At 61.6% G+C, this 20,694-nt stretch carries 10 protein-coding genes; 3 read left to right on the forward strand and 7 right to left on the reverse strand.

Going from position 1 to position 20,694, the window contains the following annotated elements:
• Positions 1-7: 7 nt before the first annotated feature.
• The 4 genes from ACWKV5_RS06895 to speB all read right to left on the reverse strand — a co-directional run bounded on the left by ACWKV5_RS06895 (position 8) and on the right by speB (position 4,497).
• Positions 8-1,387, reverse strand: coding sequence for a sodium:solute symporter family protein (locus ACWKV5_RS06895; RefSeq protein WP_483840698.1), 1,380 nt, complete (start codon positions 1,385-1,387; stop codon positions 8-10).
• Between the two features lie 161 nt (positions 1,388-1,548).
• Entirely contained in the window at positions 1,549-3,060 is a 1,512-nt protein-coding gene (locus ACWKV5_RS06900; RefSeq protein WP_483840699.1) for a purine-cytosine permease family protein, read from the reverse strand.
• Positions 3,061-3,114: 54 nt separating this feature from the next.
• Positions 3,115-3,537: a YybH family protein gene (locus tag ACWKV5_RS06905; protein ID WP_483840700.1), complete on the reverse strand. Its 423-nt coding sequence runs from the start codon at positions 3,535-3,537 to the stop codon at positions 3,115-3,117.
• A gap of 9 nt (positions 3,538-3,546) precedes the next feature.
• Positions 3,547-4,497, reverse strand: coding sequence for an agmatinase (speB, locus tag ACWKV5_RS06910; protein ID WP_027925808.1), 951 nt, complete (start codon positions 4,495-4,497; stop codon positions 3,547-3,549).
• Between the two features lie 355 nt (positions 4,498-4,852).
• Between speB and ACWKV5_RS06915 the strand changes: the two genes are divergently transcribed.
• Both ACWKV5_RS06915 and ACWKV5_RS06920 read left to right on the forward strand, forming a co-directional pair.
• Positions 4,853-5,746 carry a LysR family transcriptional regulator gene (locus ACWKV5_RS06915; protein ID WP_007945995.1) on the forward strand — a complete coding sequence of 298 codons (894 nt, stop codon included), beginning with the start codon at positions 4,853-4,855 and terminating at the stop codon, positions 5,744-5,746.
• A 3-nt stretch (positions 5,747-5,749) separates the two neighbouring features.
• The gene (locus ACWKV5_RS06920) at positions 5,750-6,346 is read left to right on the forward strand and encodes a tRNA-uridine aminocarboxypropyltransferase (protein WP_483840701.1); all 597 of its coding nucleotides are present in this window, start codon (positions 5,750-5,752) and stop codon (positions 6,344-6,346) included.
• 131 nt (positions 6,347-6,477) lie between these two features.
• Here the strand turns inward: ACWKV5_RS06920 and ACWKV5_RS06925 are convergent, their stop codons facing one another.
• The 3 genes from ACWKV5_RS06925 to ACWKV5_RS06935 are packed head-to-tail and all read right to left on the reverse strand — an operon-like array spanning position 6,478 to position 11,397.
• The gene (locus tag ACWKV5_RS06925; protein ID WP_027925806.1) at positions 6,478-7,845 is read right to left on the reverse strand and encodes an HlyD family type I secretion periplasmic adaptor subunit; all 1,368 of its coding nucleotides are present in this window, start codon (positions 7,843-7,845) and stop codon (positions 6,478-6,480) included.
• 9 nt (positions 7,846-7,854) lie between these two features.
• On the reverse strand, positions 7,855-10,014 hold the full coding sequence (locus tag ACWKV5_RS06930) for a type I secretion system permease/ATPase (protein ID WP_483840702.1): 2,160 nt from the start codon (positions 10,012-10,014) through the stop codon (positions 7,855-7,857).
• An 18-nt stretch (positions 10,015-10,032) separates the two neighbouring features.
• Positions 10,033-11,397 (reverse strand): TolC family outer membrane protein, encoded by a 1,365-nt coding sequence (locus ACWKV5_RS06935; protein ID WP_483840703.1) that lies wholly within the window; start codon positions 11,395-11,397, stop codon positions 10,033-10,035.
• A 594-nt stretch (positions 11,398-11,991) separates the two neighbouring features.
• On the opposite strand from ACWKV5_RS06935, the gene ACWKV5_RS06940 reads away from it, so the two are divergent.
• The gene (locus tag ACWKV5_RS06940; protein ID WP_483840704.1) at positions 11,992-20,661 is read left to right on the forward strand and encodes a retention module-containing protein; all 8,670 of its coding nucleotides are present in this window, start codon (positions 11,992-11,994) and stop codon (positions 20,659-20,661) included.
• Positions 20,662-20,694 lie beyond the last annotated feature (33 nt).

A 20,694-nucleotide genomic window follows, 5' to 3' on the forward strand; every position in this document is an offset into this window, starting at 1 on the left:
GTTCAGCTTAGGCGGCACTGGCCAGAACTGCCGGGCGGCGAGACATCAAGCTCACCACCACGAACGCCACCAGACCTACGCCGAGGCTGTAGTAGATCGGGGAGTTGGAATCCAGACCGTCCTTGAACATGAACACCAGCGCAGTGGCGAAGCCCATGCCCATGCTGGCGATAGCGCCGGCGGTGGTTGCACGTTTCCAGAAAATCGCACCGATCAGCGGGATCAGCATGCCGCCTACCAGCAGGTTGTACGCCAGGGTCAGGGCGCTGATCACGTCGTTCACGACCAGAGCGATGCCGAGTACGACAAGGCCGGTCAACAGGGTGAACAGGCGATTGATGCCCAGCGTCGACTGTTTGCCGCCGCGCAGTTTCGGCAGCAGGTCTTCGGTCAAGGTGGTGGCGGCGGCGAGCAGGCCGGCGCTGGCGGTGGACATCATGGCTGCCAGGGCAGCCGCGATCACCAGGCCACGGATACCGTCCGGCAGGGACAGTTTGACGATGGCGGCGAAGGCGTTGTTGACGTTGTCCAGGTCTGGGATCAGCACATGAGCGGCCATGCCGATCAGGGCGCAGGCCAGGCCGTAAAGGATGCAGTAGAAGCCTGCGAATGTACCAGCGACCTGAGCCACCTTGGCGCTCTTGACGGTGAACACACGCTGCCAGATGTCCTGGCCGATCAGGATCCCGAAGAAGTAGATCATGAAGTAGGTGATGATGGTGTCCCAGCCAATCGTGGTGAAGCTGAAGGCGGTGGCCGGCAGTTTCAACACCAACTCATCCCAACCGCCAACGCGGTACAGGCAGATTGGCAACAGGATGAACATCAGGCCGACGGTCTTGATCACGAACTGGACGATGTCGGTCAGGGTCAGGGACCACATGCCGCCGATCGCGGAGTAGATCACCACGACGCCACCGCCGACCAATACCGAGACCCAGAACGGCAGGTCGAACAGCACTTGCAGCACGGTGCCGATGGCGAGGATCGAAACCACGCCGATCATCAGCGCATACGCCAGCATGATCACCGCGCTCGCGGAGCGGGCCATCGGGTTGTAGCGTTTTTCCAGGACCTGGGTAACGGTGTAGATCTTCAGCTTCAGCAGCGGTTTGGCGAGGAACAGGTTCAGCGCCACGATCCCGCAACCGAGGGCCGCGCAGAGCCAGAAACCGGAGATGCCATGGACGTAGCCCAGGCGTACGGTGCCGACGGTGGACGCGCCGCCCAGAACGGTGGCGGCCATGGTGCCCATGTACAGGCTCGGGCCGAGGTTACGACCGGCGACCAAAAAGTCTTCGTTGGTCTTGGCCTTGCGCATGCCGTAGTAGCCGAGTATCAGCATCGCGGCGGCGTAGATGAGTACGACGAATAAATCCAAAGCCATGATGGCGTGTCTCCGATTGTCTTTTTTATGGTGAAACAAAAGTTCTGTGGGGCTGCTTTCTGTGGGAGCGAGCCTGCTCGCGAAGGCGTTCTGTCAGTCACATCCAGGTTGGATGTGCCGCAGTCTTCGCGAGCAGGCTCGCTCCCACAGTTGGATCAGTGTCAGGCGGGCTGACGGAGTTCGGGCTTTGCTACGGTGTGCGTGCCCTTGCTGCGTGAATCATTCGGGCCGAACACCGCCGATGTTTCCGGGAACAGGCTCAGCAGCGCCAGGTACACCAGCGAGGCCAGGCCCAGAGTGACCGGCAGGCTGACGTCGATACCGCCGGCCATTTCGCCCAGTGGTCCGACAAACTGCCCCGGCAGGTTCACGAAGCACAAGCCAATGGCCGCGCTCGGGATCCAGGCACCCAGGCCACGCCAGTTCCAGCCGTGGGTGAACCAATAGCGGCCACCTTTCTCGCCGCGGGTGAACACTTGCAGGTCATCCGGGCAATAGAAGCCGCGACGCACCACCAGGCCGATGATCATGATCACCATCCACGGTGTGGTGCAGGTGATGATCAGCACGGCGAAGGTCGACACGCTCTGCACCAGGTTCGCCGCAAAGCGCCCGATGAAGATGAAGGCAATCGACATCACACCGATCAGCAACGTGGCCTTGACCCGCGACAGCACGCGAGGGAACACGCTGGACATGTCCAGCCCGGTGCCATACAGCGAGGTGGTGCCGGTGGACATGCCGCCGATCACGGCAATCAGGCACACCGGCAGGAAGAACCAACTCGGCGACACAGCCAGCAAACCGCCGACGTAGTTGTTGGCGGCGATGTAGTCTGGTGCCTTGATCGCGACGATGGTCGCGGTGGCCAGGCCGAACAGGAACGGGATGAACGTGGCGATCTGCGAGATCACCACCGCCGCCATGATCCGGCCTTTTGGCGTGTCACGCGGGATGTAGCGCGACCAGTCACCAAGGAACGCACCGAAGGAAATCGGGTTGCTCATCGCCACCAGTGCAGCACCGATGAACGCGGCCCAGAAACCTGGCTGACCCATGCTGACGGTGCCGGCGTAGTTCACATCGAAAGGACCGGCGAAGGCGAAGGCACCCAGCAGGAACAGCAAGCTGGCGCTCCACACCGCGATCTTGTTGACCCACAGCAGGAACCGGAAGCCGTAGATGCAAACGGTCAGTACCAGAATCGCGAACAGACCATAGGCCAGGCCCAGAGTCAGGTCGGTTTCCGGCAAGCCGATCAGGCGCTTGGCGCCACCGATCAGCGCATCACCCGAACTCCAGACCGAGAGCGAGAAGAACGCGATGGCGGTCAGCAGCGAAAGGAACGAACCGACGATCCGCCCGTGCACGCCGAAGTGCGCACCGGAAGACACGGCGTTGTTGGTGCCATTGATCGGGCCGAACAGGCCCATGGGTGCAAGGATCAGCGAGCCCAGCAGCACGCCCAGCACAATCGCCAGCACGCCGGCCTGAAACGACAGGCCGAACAGTACCGGGAAGCTGCCGAGCACGGCGGTGGCAAAGGTGTTGGAACCACCGAAGATCATCCGGAACAAATCCGTCGGGCCTGCGGTGCGTTCGCTGTCCGGGATCTGTTCGACCCCGTAGGTTTCAATGTGCGTAAGGCTTTGGTCTTTGTTGTTGTTATTCATGATCAGCTCCGATCATAAAGGCGCGCTCATCGTGCGTGAGCGTCACCTGTTTGGCTAAGGGGTTGGCAGCCCTTCCGGCAAGGCGGACAAGTGTTCGTGGCAGGCCAGCCATAGGCCTTGTTGTTCTTGGCCAGACGCTTGCTTCTTGAAAACAATCGTCTCGCGCTCCTGGCTGAAGTGTTGCTCCCCTTGCATGCGCAGCTCGGTGGCCACGTCATGGATGAAAATCGCCACGTCACCTTGCAGGCTGACGAAGGCGTTGCTCGAGGTGCACGAAAGCACCTCGAAGCCATCCTCCGAGCGCCAGGTGTCCCACAACGCCTGATAGGCATCGCGCGACAGCAGAGGCTGCTCGAGGGTGTAGAAGACGAAGCTGGCATCGGTGCTGAACGCACCGAAGTAGGCTTCGCGATCGTTACGGGCGAAAGCGGACACCAGAGCGGCGGCGGCTTTCAAAACCTGATCACGTTCGTTCATGACCGATCCTCAGCGGTGGACCACGCCAGGCAGTACGCAGAGCATTTCGTACAGCAGGTTGGCGGCCAGCAGCGAGGTGTTGCCGGTGGTGTCATAAGCGGGCGAGACTTCTACCAGATCGCAACCGACCAGGTCGAGGCCTTGGCAGCCGCGAACGATCTCAATGGCCTGAATGGTCGTCAGACCACCGATTTCCGGGGTGCCGGTGCCAGGTGCCCAGGCCGGGTCGATGCCGTCGATGTCGAAACTCAGGTACACCGGACCGCCGCCGACTTTCTCGCGAACCTCGGCCATCAGTGGGGCCAGGGATTTGTGCCAGCACTCTTCGGCCTGAACCACACGGAAGCCCTGATTACGGCTCCAGTTGAAGTCGTCAGCGGTGTAGCCCTGAGCGCGCAGGCCAATTTGCACCACGCGGTCGCAATCCAGAAGGCCTTCTTCGACGGCGCGACGGAAGGTGGTGCCGTGGGCGATTTTCTCGCCGAACATGTGATCGTTCACGTCAGCGTGAGCGTCGATGTGCACCAGGCCGATCTTGCCGTGCTTTTTATGGATGGCACGCAGGATCGGCAGGGTGATGGTGTGGTCGCCGCCCAGGGTCAGGGGGATCACATCGTGTTCGAGGATCTTGTGGTAGGACTCTTCGATGATCCGTACCGCGTCCAGCAGGTTGAACGTGTTGATCGCGATGTCGCCGATGTCGGCCACCGACAGCGAATCGAACGGCGCAGCGCCGGTCGCCATGTTGTACGGGCGGATCATCACCGATTCAGCGCGGATTTCACGAGGCCCGAAGCGGGTGCCGGGGCGTAGCGAGGTACCGATGTCCAGTGGCACGCCAACGAAGGCAGCGTCCAGACCGGCAGCGGTATCAAGGTGTGGGAGTCGCATCATGGTGGCGATGCCGCCGAAGCGCGGCATTTCATTGCCGCCCAGTGGTTGGTGAAGAATCTTGTCCACGGGTAGGGCCTCATCGTCGTTGTTTTATTTATGTCGGTTGCACAGGTCAGGACAGACACAGGCACCGTTGGGGGCCGATTCTGCGAAATGTAGTGGCCGGGAAGAATCGCTACGGGCAAATACTTAGTTCAGATTTTTCTAAACTAATGGTTCTCCTGGCGATAGACTTACGGCCTTGCACGAACCCTGTGGCGAGGGAGCTTGCTCCCGCTGGGCTGCGAAGCGGCCCCAAAACCATTCACCCCTTTGTGTCAGACAGACTGCGCTGCCTGGATTACGACTGCTGCGCAGCCGAACGGGAGCAAGCTCCCTCGCCACAAAAGCAACCTGCATGACCTTGTGATCGGAGTGTCTGATGGCCAACGCTTTACCCGACCTGAAACTATTGCGCATCTTCGTCAGCGTGGTTCGCCATCAGGGGTTCGCCAACGCCCAGCAAGAGCTCAACCTCTCGACGTCGGCCATCAGCACCTACATGAGCCAGCTCGAAGCAGCCCTCGGTCTGGTGCTGTGTCATCGCGGTCGCGGTGGGTTCAGCCTGACCAGCAAGGGCGAACTGTTCCATCAGGAAACCTTGCGTCTGTTGGGCGAGCTCGAAGGCTTCGAGCAATACGCCGCAGCCCTCAAGGGCGAACTGCGCGGCACCCTGAACCTCGGCGTGATCGACTCGACTGTCAGTGACAAGGCCTTGCCCTTCGCCGAAGCCATCGGCGCCTACAGCCAGGAACACCCGGCGGTGCATTTGCACTTGTCGGTGATGAGCCCCTACGAACTGCAACTCGGCGTGCAGGACAATCGCCTCGACCTGGCCATCGGCGCGTTCTCCACGCGCATGAGCGGCCTGGTCTACATGCCGCTCTACCGCGAACAGCACTGGCTGTATTGCAGCAGCCGTCATCCGCTGTTCACCGAGCGGCGTATCCCCGAGCAAGTCATCACCCAGCAGCGCATGGTCGGCCGCGGTTACTGGAGCCAGGCCGAACTGGCGCGTCACGGTTTCAAGCACAGCGCCGCCACGGTTGAGAGTATGGAAGCGCAGCTGATTCTGGTGCTGTCCGGTGCCTACATCGGTTATCTGCCGGAGCACTATGCCCAGGCCTGGGCGGACAAGGGCGATTTGCGCGTGTTGTTGCCGGCGACGTTTGGTTATCAGGCACCGTTTTCGATGATCGTGCGTCGTGGCCGCAGCCGCGAACCGCTGATCCAGACCTTTCGCGATTTGCTCAAAGCACAACTGAATCAGGCTTGATCGATGTCCAGAATCCAGTGTCCCCGTTGCCTGCGCCCGCAAACTCATTGTTTGTGTCCGCTGATCCCTAGCCTCGACAGCCGCACTCGAGTGTTGCTGTTGCAGCATCCGAGTGAAGTGAACCACGCACTGAACACCGCGCGGTTGGCAGCGTTGGGCTTGAACAATGCCGAGCTGATTGTCGGCGAGGTTTTTGAGGATTTGCCGGTGCTGTTGAATCAACCGGGGTATCAGGCGCGGTTGTTGTTTCCGGGCGAGGACGCGCAACCGATGCTGACTTATGCGGCGACTGACGAGCCGCTATTGCTGGTGGTCCCGGACGGCACCTGGCGCAAGGCGCGCAAGATGCTGCACCTCAATCCGTTGCTGGCGGCGTTGCCGAGGGTAACGTTGGCGGATGGCGGGGTGTCGCGTTATCGACTGCGCAAGGCCCCGGGGCCGGGGGCTTTATCGACGGTGGAGGCGATTGTGCAGGCGTTGCAGATGCTGGAAGCGCCGAGCTCGTTTGAGCCGTTGTTGAAACCGTTCGAGGCGTTGATCGAGGGGCAGATTGCGGCGATGGGGGAGGAGACCTTCCAGCGTAATCATGGGCCGAAATAGTTGTTGTGATTGAGGGCCCCTTCGCGAGCAGGCTCGCTCCCACACTGGATCTGTGTCGTTCACAAATCCTCTGTGGGAGCGAGCCTGCTCGCGAAAGCGCTGAAACAGTCACCGCAAACCCAGGCCAGAGACTACCGCTCCCGCATCGCCTCAGTCCGCGCTTTCAACACCGGTTTCAGCAGGTAATCCAGCACACTCTTCTCCCCGGTAATGATGTCCACCGTCGCCACCATCCCCGGAATGATCAGCAGCGGTTTCACATCCCCGCCCAAGTGGTTTTTATCCGTGCGCACCTGAATCAGATAGAAACTGTTGCCCTTGTCATCGGTGATGGTGTCGGCGCCGATCAGTTCGAGCTTGGCGCTCAACCCGCCATAAATCGTGTAGTCATACGCGCTGAACTTCACCATCGCTTTCTGCCCCGGATGCAGGAACGCCACGTCCTGTGGTCGCACCTTGGCTTCGATCAGCAGGTTGTCTTCCAACGGCACGATTTCAACCATGTCGCTGCCGGGCTGGACCACGCCGCCGATGGTGTTGACCTTCAACACTTTGATAATCCCGTGCACCGGCGACACCACTGTGGTGCGCGTCACGCGGTCATCGATGGCGATGCTGGATGCCGTGATTTTCGACAGGTCGGTGCGTTTTTCATTCAGCTCTTTTGCTGCGTCGGAACGGAATGATTGTTCCGACTCGTCAATCTTGCTTTTGATCTCGTTGATTGCCGACTCCGCCCGGGGAATTGCCAGTGTCGTTGCGTTCAGCGAACCGCGAATCTCCACCGCGCTACGTTTGAGCCGGAGGATTTCCACCGGTGAAACGGCGCCGGTGCCCACCAGCGGCGTGGACATGTTCATCTCTTGCTGCAGCAATGCCAGGCTAGAGCTGAATTGCCCCTGTTTGGAACGGAATTCCGCCAGTTCCTGGGTTTTTTGCCGAAGTTGTTCGCTTAATGTGCGCTGCTCACTGGCGAGCCGGCGCTGGCGCTGTTCGTACAGCGAGCGCTCGTCTTCGGCCACTTGCGGGGCCTTGGCGATCACTTCTTCTGACAGCTTGAAGGGCCGTCCTTCCGCTTCTGCCGACAGGCGTTCCACCTGCGCGGTGAGTGCGTAACGATCCGCTTCGCTCTCACCCTTGTTCGACAGAAACCGCGTGTCATCCAGGCGCAGCAGGGTATCGCCCTTGTTCACCATTTGCCCTTCGCGCACGAAGATCTCGGTGACGATGCCGCCTTCCAGGTTCTGGATCACCTGGACCTTGCTCGACGGAATCGCCTTGCCTTCGCCCATGGTGACTTCTTGCAACACCGCAAACTTGGCCCACACCACCGCGCTGATAATCAGCCCGGCAGCCAGCCAGACCGTAATGCGCGACCAGCGCGGGGAATCCTGCAACGAGGCACCGGCTGTTTCCGGCATGAACTCACTTTCGGCGGTTTTGCCGAAGCTGCCGAAGTAGCCGCGGTCCTTGGAGGTGTCGGACGATGAACGGGCCATGGGTCGCTCCTAGACAGCCGCAGAGCCGACGCGGCCCTTGCGCAGTGCATCGATGACCGCTTCTTTGGGACCGTCGGCGACGATCCGTCCGTTATCCAGCACCACCAGTCGATCCACCAGGCTGAGCATCGAGGTGCGGTGGGTGACCAGGAGCAGGGTTTTGCCCTGGACCCAGGTGTGGAGTTTTTGCCGCAGAACGTCTTCGCTGCTGTTGTCCATTGCGCTGGTCGGTTCGTCGAGCAGCATGATCGGCGGGTCGAGCAACAACGCCCGCGCCAACAATACCGCCTGACGTTGCCCGCCGGACAGCAACTGCCCGCGTTCGCCGACCGGGCGATCAAACCCTTGCGGATGCTGACGGGCGAGCTCGGTGACGCCGGTCAACTCGGCCACTTCGAGCATCCTCGAATCGCTGATATAGCGGGCGCCGAGGGTCAGGTTGTCGCGCAGGCTGCCGGCCAGCAGTGGCAGATCATGGGCGACGTAACCGATCTGTTGGCGCAGGTCGGCGACGTCCAGTTGCCGCAGGTCCAGGCCGTCGAGCAGCAACTGGCCTTCCTCCGGCGTGTAGAACCCCATCACCAGTCGCGCCAGGGTACTTTTGCCCGAACCACTGCGACCGATGATGCCGATGCGTTCGCCCGGCTTCATGCTGAAGCTGACGTTGGACAGCGCTGGCGCGTTCTGGCCGTTGTAGTGGAACGTCACGCCGCTGACTTCGAGGGCGCCTTGCAGTTGAGTGCGCTCCAATGGCCGCTGTTTCGCGTCGCGTTCCTGCGGCAGGCCCATCAGCGCATCGGTGCTTTTCATGGTCAGCTGCGCTTGCTGGTAGCGGGTGATCAAACCGGCAATCTGCCCCAGCGGCGCGAGCACGCGGCTGCCGAGCATGTAGGTCGCCACCAGCGCCCCGACGCTGAGGTTGCCGGCGATGATGCTGTAGACCCCGGCGACAATCGTTGCCATGCCGGAGAACTGCTGGATGAACAGCGTGCCATTGGTGGCCAGCGCCGAAAGGTTGCGCGCATGGCTGTCGAGGCGGGTGAGGGCGCCGTGGGTGCTTTCCCATTTGTGCTGGCGCTCGCTTTCGGCGCTACAGGCCTTGAGGGTTTCCAGGCCGCCGAGGGTTTCAATCAGCAAGGCCTGGCGTTCGGCGCCCAGGCTCAGGCTTTTTTGCACGGTGTCGCGCAGGCGCACCTGGATCACCATCGCGAAGATGATCGTGATCGGAAACGCCAGCAACGGAATGACCACCAGCCAGCCGCCGAGCAAGCCGATCACTACCAGCATCAACACGGCGAAGGGCAGGTCGATCAGGCTGGTCAGGGTGACCGCGGTGAGAAACTCGCGCAGCCCCTGGAAATCATGAATGCTCTGGGCAAAGCCGCCGATGGTCGCCGGGCGGGCTTTCATCGACATGCCGGTGATGCGCTCGAACAAGGTCGCCGACAGGATCACGTCGGTTTTCTTGCCGGCGGTGTCCAGCAAATGTGCGCGCACGACGCGCAGCACCAGCTCGAAACCGGTGCCGATCAGCAAGCCGATCGACAGCACCCACAAGGTCGAGGTGGCCTGGTTCGGCACCACCCGGTCGTAGGTCTGCATCACGAACAACGGCACCATCAACCCGAGCAGGTTGATCAGGAAACTCGCCAGGATTGCATCGCTGTAGAGCCACTTCGACAGTTTCAGCGTGTCGCGAAACCACGCTTCGACGCGCGGTACCAGGGGCGAGCGCAAGTCTTCGAGTTCATGGCGTGGCCGGGCAAACAAGGCCTGGCCACTGTAATTTTCGGCCAGCTCATCCGTGCTGACCCATTGTTCGCCACCGTCGGCTTCGCTGGGCAGGATCAACACCTGACCGTCGTCGCCGAAGCGTCGCAGGATGGCCGTGCGGCCGTTGTTGAGGATCAGCATCACCGGCAGGTTGAGCGCGGAAATATCCCCCAGCTCGCGGCGCAGCAGTCGCGCCTGCAAACTGGCCCGGGCTGCTGCGCGGGGCAGCAGGTCCAGGCTCAAGCGTTGTTTGTGCAGCGGTAGCCCGGCACTCAGGCTGGCGCGACTGACCGTCGCGCCGTGGAGTTTGCAGAGGATCAACAGACCGTCAAGAAGCGGGTCATCGAAGCTCAGCCGCGGATCGACACCGGTGTTGCCGGATTCCATGCTGGTCACATTGATCGCTCCAGTGAGCTACTTCAGTTCAGGCAAACGGGCTTCGCTCTTCACTTCGGAGGAGGCGATCGCATCGGCGGGCAACACCACCCGTTGCTTGCTCAACAACTCACCCATGCTGGCCAGCACGCGGTACATCGAATATTCCTCGGTGTAGCGCACTTCGGTGTAGCGGCGGTTGGCGTTGTAGAGCTCGTTTTCACTGTCGAGCAAGTCGAGCAGCGTGCGTTGACCGAGACCGAACTGGTCCTGATACGCCACGCGCACCCGTTTACTGGTTTCAGCGTATTCGCGTGCGGTCGGGGTTTGTTTCTTGGCATTGACCATGGCGTTCCAGGCCAGGTGAATGTTTTCGTTGAGTTGGCGCAGGGCGTTGTTGCGGATGTCCATGGCCTGGTTGATCTGGTGCGCATCGGACTGCAGGCGTGCCTTGTCGCTGCCACCGCGGAACAGGTTGTAGTTCATCACCACACCTACGCGCCACTCGTTGTCGTGACCTTCATCGCCTTGCACGTTGTTGTTCGCGCCCACCGCGGCTTCGGCGTCGAAGCGTGGGTAGAACGGCGACTTGGCAACTTCGTACTGACTCTCGGCCGATTGCACGTCGGCCTGGGCGGATTTCAGGTACGGGTTGTTTTCCACCATGCTCTGCTGGGCTTCCTGCAGGGAGGCAGGCAGTTCACCGCGAGTCGACGGCGGTGTTTCGAGCTCATCGGGCAGACGCCCGACAACGGCGGCGAAGTTCGACTCGGCGTCCGCCAGATCGACTTCGGCGGTGTCGAGGTTGTTTTGCGCCAGTGCACGGCGAGCGCCGGATTGATCGGAGTCGGCGTTGCTGCCGACGCCGCGCTGGGTGCGCAGGCCGATCTGGTCGTTGACGCGCAAGTGCGCTTGCAGGTTGTTCGTGGCCAGGGTCACCAGTTCGCGGCGCTTGAGCACTTCGAGGTAGACCTCGATGGTGCGCAGGGCCAGGTCCTGGGCGGTGCCTTGAGCGTAATAGGCCCGGGAGTTGACCACGCCTTTGGTGCGCTCGACTTCGTTCGCGGTGTTGAAACCGTCGAACAGCATCTGCCGCAAGCGCAACTCCGACTGGGTGTAATTGAGGATTTCGGTGTGGTGATTGCCTGGGCCGATTGCCCGGGTGTTGGTGTTATCGCTGTATCCGCGCCCGTAGGCGGCGTTCAGATCAACTGATGGATAAAAGCCCCCCTTGGCCACTTTCACCTGTTCATCCGCGGACAGGCGCGAATCCACGCGCGAGGCCAGTTCCGGATGGGTTGCGATGGTGTTCTGGATTGCGTCGGTCAACGACATGGCTTGAGCGCCGGAAGTGCAGGCCATGGCCAGCAGAACCGCGCTGCAGAGGGGGGTTAAAACGCGCATGGGTGCATCTCCCTGAATTCCTGATGGTGCTTATCAGTCGCCAATTATTTGACGGCATTTATAGGTAAAACCGTTTCACCCTTGTAACAACAGAGCTAAGAACATTCTAGAGAATAGCTAAGAAATTTTTCTCATAGCCCTTATGCCAAAAAAAACTTATGCCGTCAGCAAAATCCAGCACATTGTTCATTACGAAAGCCTTTGAATTACGAGCTTTAGGGAGCTTTCAAGGGTTTAAGGAAAAGTTCCATCCACTTATCGACATAGGGCGGAGAAGTGCTGGAGGGGAGGGACGCGGAACGATTTGTGGTGACGGTTTTTTGTCACTTTGATGAGTCAGGATCGTTACGCAACGTTCACCGGGCAAGTGCGATGCAGTCAGGCTTGCGAAGCCATTGATTGCATAGGGGTTTATCCCGAAGTCGCGGACATTGCCGGTGAGCGACACGCTGGGCGAGGACATCGCCAGGGCAGCGGCTTACTCAGGTAAACGCGCCCTGCAGGCGATCCGCGCAGCCACCTGCTTTCAAACCATGAGCACGTTCTTCGCTAAAAACAGGATGCCGACAGCGGTTGGCAGCGGAGGAAATGCACATGGCAACGCTCATCGGTATCGTCAGTAAAGTCATTGGTCAGGTGTTCGCGGTCGCGAGCGACGGTACTCGGCGCGCGTTGATCGAGGGCGATCGATTGTTCGCCGGCGATCAGCTGGTCACCGGGGCCGAAGGCGCGGTGGCGGTTCATCTGCAAAATGGCCAGGAACTGACCCTCGGGCGTGGCAGCAGCATGCAGATGGATCCCCACCTGCTCGCCAATGAGTCGCCGCACGTTGGCACTTCAGAGGCGGTAACGCCGAGCGAAGCGCAACTGACCGATGTCGAGCAACTGCAAAAAGCCATCGCGGCGGGCGCTGACCCGACGCAAACCGGTGAAGCCACCGCGGCCGGGCCGAGCTTCACAGCGGCTCCCAATGGTGCGCAGGGTGGTGGCCACAGCTTTGTCATGCTCGAAGAAGTGGGCGGAAAGGTCGATCCGACAATTGGCTTCCCGACTGCCGGGTTTGGCGGTATTCCTGAATTCCCTGAAGAACGGCATAACGCGGATATCCAGCAGAACGCCGATGGCACTCCGGCCGTCATTGCGCCACCGGTAACGCCGGTCAATAACCCGGTCACGCTCGATGGCCTGTCGGTGGCGGGTGGCGAACTGACCCTCAACGAAGCCAACCTGGCCGACGGTTCCGCGAGCAATCCGGGCGCGCTGACCCAGAACGGCACGTTCACTGTGTCGGCACCGGACGGGCTGAACAGCCTGAGCATCGGCGGTATCAACGTGATTACCGGTGGCGTGGCGATTGGCTTTCCGCAGTCGATTACCACGCAACTGGGCAACACCCTGACCATTACCGGCTACAACCCGGCCACAGGCGTGGTGAGTTACAGCTACACCCTCAACGGCAACGAAACCCATTCGGCCGGCGACGGCGCCAACTCCCTTAGCGAGCAGTTCACCGTTGTGGCCGGCGACAGCAACGGCGACACCGCCACCGGCACGCTGGACGTCAACATCACCGATGATGTGCCCAAGGCTGTCGATGACAGCAACGCCAGCACCGCGTCGGAAACCCTGCTGACCCTGACCGGCAGCGTGCTGCCAAACGACACGCAAGGCGCCGACCGCATTCCCACGGGCCCCAACAGCGGCCCGGTGATTGGCGGTACCTTCACCGGCACCTACGGCACCCTGGTGCTCAATCCCAACGGCACTTACACCTACACGCTGAACACCAGCGATGCTGATTTCAAAGCATTGCATGGCGGCGGTAGCGGCACGGAAACCTTCACTTACACGCTGACGGATGCTGATGGCGATACCAGCACGGCCAACCTGGTGCTGCAAATCCATAACAACGATGACCCGGTCACGATTGGTGGCCTCAGCATCGAGGGCGGCGAACTGACCGTCTTCGAGAAAAACCTGAGCCTTGGCAGCTCACCGGATTCTGCTGCTCTGACCCAAAGCGGCACCTTCACCATCACCGCCCTCGACGGCGTACAGACCCTGAGCGTGGGTGGCATCAACGTGGTGGTCGGCGGTGTGTCGTCCGGCTTCCCGCAATCCATTACCACGCCGCTGGGCAGCACGCTGACCATCACCGGGTTTGATGCCACCACCGGCGTGGTCAGTTACAGCTACACCCTGGCCGATAACGAAGCCCACCCAACCGGCAATGGCGCGAACACGCTGCCTGAGCAATTCGCCGTCACCGTGGTCGACGACAACGGCACCACCGCCAACGGCACGCTCGACGTGAATATCGTCGACGACCTGCCAAAAGGCGTGGACGACAGCAACGCCGGTACCGCGTCGGAAACCCTGCTGACGCTGAACGGCAACGTGCTGACCAACGACGTGCAAGGCGCCGACCGCGTGACCGTCGGCGAAAATGCCGGCCCGATCACCCCAGGCACTTTCGCCGGGACTTACGGCACTTTGGTGCTGAATGCCAACGGCACGTACACCTACACCCTGAACACCAGCGACGCCGATTTCAAAGCGCTGCACGGCGGCGGTAACGGCACCGAGAATTTCACTTACACCATCACCGACTCGGACGGCGACACCAGCACCGCCACGCTGGTGCTGCAAATCCACAACAACGACGATCCGGTGACCATCGACGGCCTCAACGTCAACGGCGGCGAACTCACCGTCTACGAGAAAAACCTCGGCGACGGCAGCAGCCCCGATGCTCCGGCGCTGACCCAAAGCGGCACCTTCACCATCACCGCCCTCGACGGCGTGCAAACCCTGAGCGTGGGTGGCATCAACGTGGTAGTCGGCGGTGTGTCGTCCGGCTTCCCGCAATCCATTACCACGCCGCTGGGCAGCACGCTGACCATCACCGGGTTCGACGCCACCACCGGCGTGGTCAGTTACAGCTACACCCTGGCCGACAACGAAGCCCACCCGACCGCCAACGGCGCGAACACATTGCCTGAGCAATTCGCCGTGACCGTGGTCGACGACAACGGCACCACCGCCAATGGCACGCTCGACGTCAACATCGTCGACGACCTGCCAAAAGGCGTGGACGACAGCAACGCCGGCACCGCATCGGAAACCCTGCTGACGCTGAACGGCAACGTGCTGACCAACGACGTGCAAGGCGCCGACCGCGTGACCGTCGGCGAAAATGCCGGCCCGATCACCCCAGGCACTTTCGCCGGGACTTACGGCACTTTGGTGCTGAATGCCAACGGCACGTACACCTACACCCTGAACACCAGCGACGCCGATTTCAAAGCGCTGCACGGCGGCGGTAACGGCACCGAGAATTTCACTTACACCATCACCGACTCGGACGGCGACACCAGCACCGCCACGCTGGTGCTGCAAATCCACAACAACGACGATCCGGTGACCATCGACGGCCTCAACGTCAACGGCGGCGAACTCACCGTCTACGAGAAAAACCTCGGCGACGGCAGCAGCCCCGATGCTCCGGCGCTGACCCAAAGCGGCACCTTCACCATCACCGCCCTCGACGGCGTGCAAACCCTGAGCGTGGGTGGCATCAACGTGGTAGTCGGCGGTGTGTCGTCCGGCTTCCCGCAATCCATTACCACGCCGCTGGGCAGCACGCTGACCATCACCGGGTTCGACGCCACCACCGGCGTGGTCAGTTACAGCTACACCCTGGCCGACAACGAAGCCCACCCGACCGCCAACGGCGCGAACACATTGCCTGAGCAATTCGCCGTGACCGTGGTCGACGACAACGGCACCACCGCCAATGGCACGCTCGACGTCAACATCGTCGACGACCTGCCAAAAGGCGTGGACGACAGCAACGCCGGCACCGCATCGGAAACCCTGCTGACCCTCAACGGCAACGTGCTGACCAATGACGTGCAAGGCGCCGACCGCGTGACCGTCGGCGAAAATGCCGGCCCGATCACCGCCGGTACCTTCACCGGGACTTACGGCACTTTGGTGTTGAACGCCAACGGCACTTACACCTACACCCTGAACACCAGCGACGCCGATTTCAAAGCGTTGCACGGCAATGGCAACGGCACGGAAACCTTCACCTACACCATTACCGACTCCGACGGCGACATCAGCACCGCCAACCTGGTGCTGCAGATCCACAACAACGACGATCCGGTGACCCTCAACGGTCTCGATGTCTACGGCGGCGAGTTGACCGTCTACGAGAAAAACCTCAGCGACGGCACCAGCCCGAACACCCCGGCACTGACTCAAAGCGGCACCTTCACCGTGACCGCGCTCGATGGCCTGCAAACCCTTGATGTCGGCGGCATTCATGTGGTGGCCGGCGGCGTGGCGGCGGGCTTCCCGCAGTCGATTGTCACGGCATTGGGCAACACGCTGACCATCACCGGTTACAACCCGGTCACCGGCGTGGTCAGCTACAGCTACACCCTGGTGGATAACGAAAACCATCCAACCGGTAACGGTGCCAACAGCATCACTGAAAACTTCAATGTGGTGGCAACGGACACCGACGGCAGCACCGCGAGCAACCAGCTCAACGTCAACATTGTCGATGACCTGCCCAAGGCCAACCCGGATCACACCTCGGTGGCGGAAGGCGCAACCGTCTCGGGCAACGTGCTGGATAACGACATCGGCGGCGCCGATGGCCCGGCGGCCAGTGGCGCGGTGATCGGCGTGCGTGCCGGCAGCGACACCTCGACCTCCGCCATCGGCGGCCTGGGCTCGAACATCAATGGCACCTACGGTTACCTGACGCTGGACACCAACGGCAACGCGGTTTATCACAGCAATCCGAACAGCGTCGGCCCAGCGGGGGCGACCGACGTGTTCACCTACACCGTGCGCGATGCCGACGGCGATGAAAGCACGACCACCATCACCATTGATGTCTCAAACAGCTGCATCGTCGCGGCCCGCGATACTGACGTGACGGTTTACGAAAAAGCCCTGGACCTGACCAAGGACGGGCAAGACCTGGCCGCTGGCACCGTCACCGGCAGCGACCCGACCAGCACCGGCGAAACCGCCAAGGGCACGCTGGTCGGTTCGGTCTCCGGCGCGGTCGGCGCGATTACCTACACCCTGGTGAGCAGCGCCACGGGCAACTATGGCCAGATCCAGCTCAACGCCAACGGCACGTACACCTACACCCTGACTTCGCCAGCGACGACCACGCCGCACGCGAACGACGGCGCCAATACCCTGACCGAAAGCTTCACCTACCAGGCCACCGACTCGCTGGGCAACAGCACCACCAGCACCATCGTGGTGAGCATCGTCGATGACGTGCCAAAAGCCGTGAACGACACGAATTTGGCCACCGCGACGGAGAGCGCGCTGACTCTCACCGGCAACGTCCTGACCAACGACGTTCAAGGTGCGGACCACGTCGCGACCGGACCGAATGCCGGGCCGATCACACCCGCCACGCTCAATGGCACTTACGGCACACTGGTGCTCAATGCCAATGGCACCTACACCTACACGCTTAACCCCAATGATGCCGACTTCAAAAACCTGCACGGCGGCGGCAATGGCACCGAAACCTTCACCTACACCCTCACCGATGCCGACGGCGATACCAGCACCGCCACGCTGGTGCTGAACATCCAGAACGCCAACGACCCGGTGGTCCTGAACGGCCTGAACGTCAACGGCGGCGAACTCACCGTCTACGAGAAAAACCTCAGCGACGGCACCAGCCCGAACACCCCGGCGCTGACCCAGAGCGGCACGTTCACCGTGACCGCGCTCGACGGCCTGCAAACCCTCGACGTTGGCGGCATTCATGTGGTGGTCGGTGGCGTGGCGGCGGGCTTCCCGCAGACCATCACCACGGCACTCGGCAGCACGTTTACCGTCACCGGATTCAACGCCACCACAGGCGTTGTGAGTTACAGCTACACCCTGGTGGATAACGAAACCCATCCAACCGCCAGCGGCGCCAACAGCATCACCGAAAACTTCAACGTGGTGGCCACCGACACCGACGGCAGCACCGCGTCGGGTCAGATCAACGTCAACATCGTCGATGACCTGCCCACCGCCGCGCCGAACACGGCGAGTGCGGCCGAAGGCGCAACGGTCAACATCAGTGTGCTGGGCAACGACGTGTTTGGGGCTGACGGTCCGGCTGCAGCAGGCGCGGTAATTGGTGTACGTGCCGGCAGTAATACGGCGACCTCGGCGGTCGGCGGACTGGGCACCAATATCAATGGCACTTACGGCTACCTGACCCTGGATGCGGCCGGCAATGCCGTGTACCACAGCAACCCGAACTCGGTCGGACCAGAGGGCGCCACCGACACGTTCACCTACACCATTCGCGATTCCGATGGCGACGAAAGCACCACGACCATCACCATCAATGTCACCGACACCGGGCTTAAAGCCGTGGTGGATCAAGACGTGACAGTCTACGAAAAAGCCCTCGACCTGAATCAGGACGGTCAGGACCTGGCGCCGGGTAATGTCATCGGCAGCGACCCGGGCAACACCGGCGAAACCGCCACCGGGACACTGGTCGGCTCCGTCACCGGCGGCAGCGGTGCGCTCACTTACAGCCTGGTCGGCAGCGCCACCGGCACGTACGGGCAAATCCTGCTCAACCCCAACGGCACGTACACCTACACCCTGACCTCGGCGCCGAAAACCTCGCCGAACGCCAACGACGGGCCCAACACCCTGAGCGAAAGCTTCACCTACAAAGCCACCGATGCCCTGGGCAACACCACCACCAGCACCATCGTCGTCAACATTGTCGACGACGTGCCTAAAGCGGTGGCCTCGGATCGCTCGGTGGCGGCCGTGGAAATCGACTCGAACATACTGATCGTACTCGACATCTCCGGCAGCATGATCGACCCTTCTGGGGTGGGTGGGCTGTCGCGGCTGGACCTGGCCAAACAGGCCATCAGCGCCTTGCTCGACAAGTACGACGATCTGGGCGATGTGAAAGTGCAACTCGTCACCTTCAGCAGCAACGCCACTGACCGGACCTCGGTGTGGGTCGACGTGGCGACCGCGAAGACGCTGCTTGCCGGCCTGTCAGCGGGCGGTGGCACCAACTACGACGCTGCCGTGGCCACCATGCAGACGGCGTTCAATACGTCCGGCAAACTCACCGGTGCGCAGAACGTCGGCTACTTCTTCTCCGACGGCAAACCCAACGAGGGCGACATCGGCACCACCGACGAGGCCGCGCTCAAAGCCTTCCTCGATGCCAACGGCATCAAGAACTACGCAATCGGCCTGGGCAGCGGCGTGAGCAACGCCAACCTCAACCCGTTGGCCTACGACGGCAGCACCCACACCGACACCAATGCGGTGGTGGTGACCGATCTCACCCAACTCAACTCGGTGCTCTCGGGCACGGTGATCGGTGCGCCGGTTACCGGAACCTTGCTGGAGAACGGCACGTTCGGCGCCGATGGCGGCTTCATCAAAACCCTCACGGTCGACGGCACCACGTACACCTTCGACCCGAAAGGCAACGCCAACCAGGGTTCGCTGAACTTCAGTGGCGGCGCCAACCACGGCACGTTCAACACGGTGAACAACAGCATCAGCATCGCCACCAACAATGGCGGCACGCTGGTGGTGAACCTCGACACCGGCGAGTACAACTACACCTCGCAAAAAACCACCTCGGTGGTCATCACCGAAAACATCGGCTTCACCGTCAGCGACAACGACGGCGACCTCGCCAGCTCCACGCTGACAGTCAAAGTCATTCCGAACGCGGCACCGGTGGCGGTCGATGACCACATCATCACCAACGTGCTGTCGGGCAACATCGTGGTGCCGGGCGAGCTGTTGCTGGCCAACGACACTGATGCCGACAAGGATCCGCTGACCGCATCGCCGACCAACTTCACCACCGGCTGGGTGGCCAAGGGCGCGGACTTCACCGGCAGCGGTGCGATCAATTTCAAAGGCACCAATGACAACGCGGCCAACCAGAATTTGGCCGACGTGCGAAGTGCCTTTACTACGGCCAACACCGCCGCGCTGACGGCGCTGCTGGTGGTCAGCGGGTATCTGGGCCAGGTGGCTGCCAACAACGCCAATGATGAAGACCTCATCACTGTGAAACTGAAAGCGGGTGAAACCCTCAATCTGGATCACAATCTGGCGGGCGGACACATCACCATGGAGTATTCCCTCAATGGTGGCGCCTTCACGCCCATCGCGGACGGCGGGACGATCACTGCATCGTCGGATGGGACCTATCAGATCCACATCACCAACATCGAAAACACCAGTGGAGGCAATGCCAAAGGATCCGAGAGCTACCAGTTGACCATGACCGTCAACTACGCCGGTGCTCACGACATCGCACCGGACGCCCACGGCACCTACACCGCCAGCGACAACCATGGCGGCAGCGACACCGCGAACGTGACCATCAGCTACCAGGATGGCCACACCCTCACCGGCACTGCGGGCGATGACACATTGATAGCGGGCACCGGCAACAACATCATCAATGCCGGCGATGGCAACGATGTACTCACCGCCGGCACCGGCAACAACGAACTGCACGGCGGCGCCGGCAATGATTTGCTGTTCAGCGGCACCGGCAACGACCTGCTCGACGGCGGTACCGGCATCGACACCGTGAGCTACGCCCACGCCACCGCCGGGGTCACCGTCGACCTGAGCCTGCTGACCCCACAAAACACCGGCGGCGCCGGCACCGACACCCTCACCGGGATCGAAAACCTGGTCGGCTCCAACTTCAACGACAGCCTCACCGGCGACAACAACAGCAACGTCATCAACGGCGGTCTGGGCGATGACACCCTCAACGGGGGCGGTGGTGACGACTTCCTGATCGGCGGACTGGGCAACAACACCCTTACCGGCGGGGCAGGGGCCGACACCTTCCAGTGGCTCAAAGGCAACAGCGGCCACGACGTCGTCACCGACTTCACCCCCGGCACCGACAAACTCGATTTGTCGCAACTGCTGCAAGGCGAAAACGGTACGTCGGCGTCGCTGGATGACTACCTGCACTTCAAAGTCATCGGCAGCGGCGCGTCGGTGCTCACCAGCATCGACGTCAGCGCCATGGCCGGTGCCACGCCGAACCAGACCATCGACCTGGCCGGCGTCAACCTCGCCAGCCACTACGGCGTCACGCCGGGGGCGGGCGGTGTGGTGGCGGGTGGTCACGACACGGCGACCATCATCAATGGCATGTTGAATGACCATTCGTTGAAGGTGGACACCGTCTGACCTGAAGGCTGAAACGACAAAACCCGCCATTCC

The organism is Pseudomonas oplopanacis, assembly GCF_057128725.1.

Excerpts from the sequence above, each read along its gene's own strand:
- ACWKV5_RS06895 (WP_483840698.1), bottom strand. The coding sequence starts at position 1,387 with ATGGCTTTGGATTTATTCGTCGTACTCATCTACGCCGCCGCGATGCTG.
- ACWKV5_RS06900 (WP_483840699.1), bottom strand. The coding sequence starts at position 3,060 with ATGAATAACAACAACAAAGACCAAAGCCTTACGCACATTGAAACCTAC.
- ACWKV5_RS06905 (WP_483840700.1), bottom strand. The coding sequence starts at position 3,537 with ATGAACGAACGTGATCAGGTTTTGAAAGCCGCCGCCGCTCTGGTGTCC.
- ACWKV5_RS06915 (WP_007945995.1), top strand. The coding sequence starts at position 4,853 with ATGGCCAACGCTTTACCCGACCTGAAACTATTGCGCATCTTCGTCAGC.
- ACWKV5_RS06920 (WP_483840701.1), top strand. The coding sequence starts at position 5,750 with ATGTCCAGAATCCAGTGTCCCCGTTGCCTGCGCCCGCAAACTCATTGT.
- ACWKV5_RS06925 (WP_027925806.1), bottom strand. The coding sequence starts at position 7,845 with ATGGCCCGTTCATCGTCCGACACCTCCAAGGACCGCGGCTACTTCGGC.
- ACWKV5_RS06935 (WP_483840703.1), bottom strand. The coding sequence starts at position 11,397 with ATGCGCGTTTTAACCCCCCTCTGCAGCGCGGTTCTGCTGGCCATGGCC.
- ACWKV5_RS06940 (WP_483840704.1), top strand. The coding sequence starts at position 11,992 with ATGGCAACGCTCATCGGTATCGTCAGTAAAGTCATTGGTCAGGTGTTC.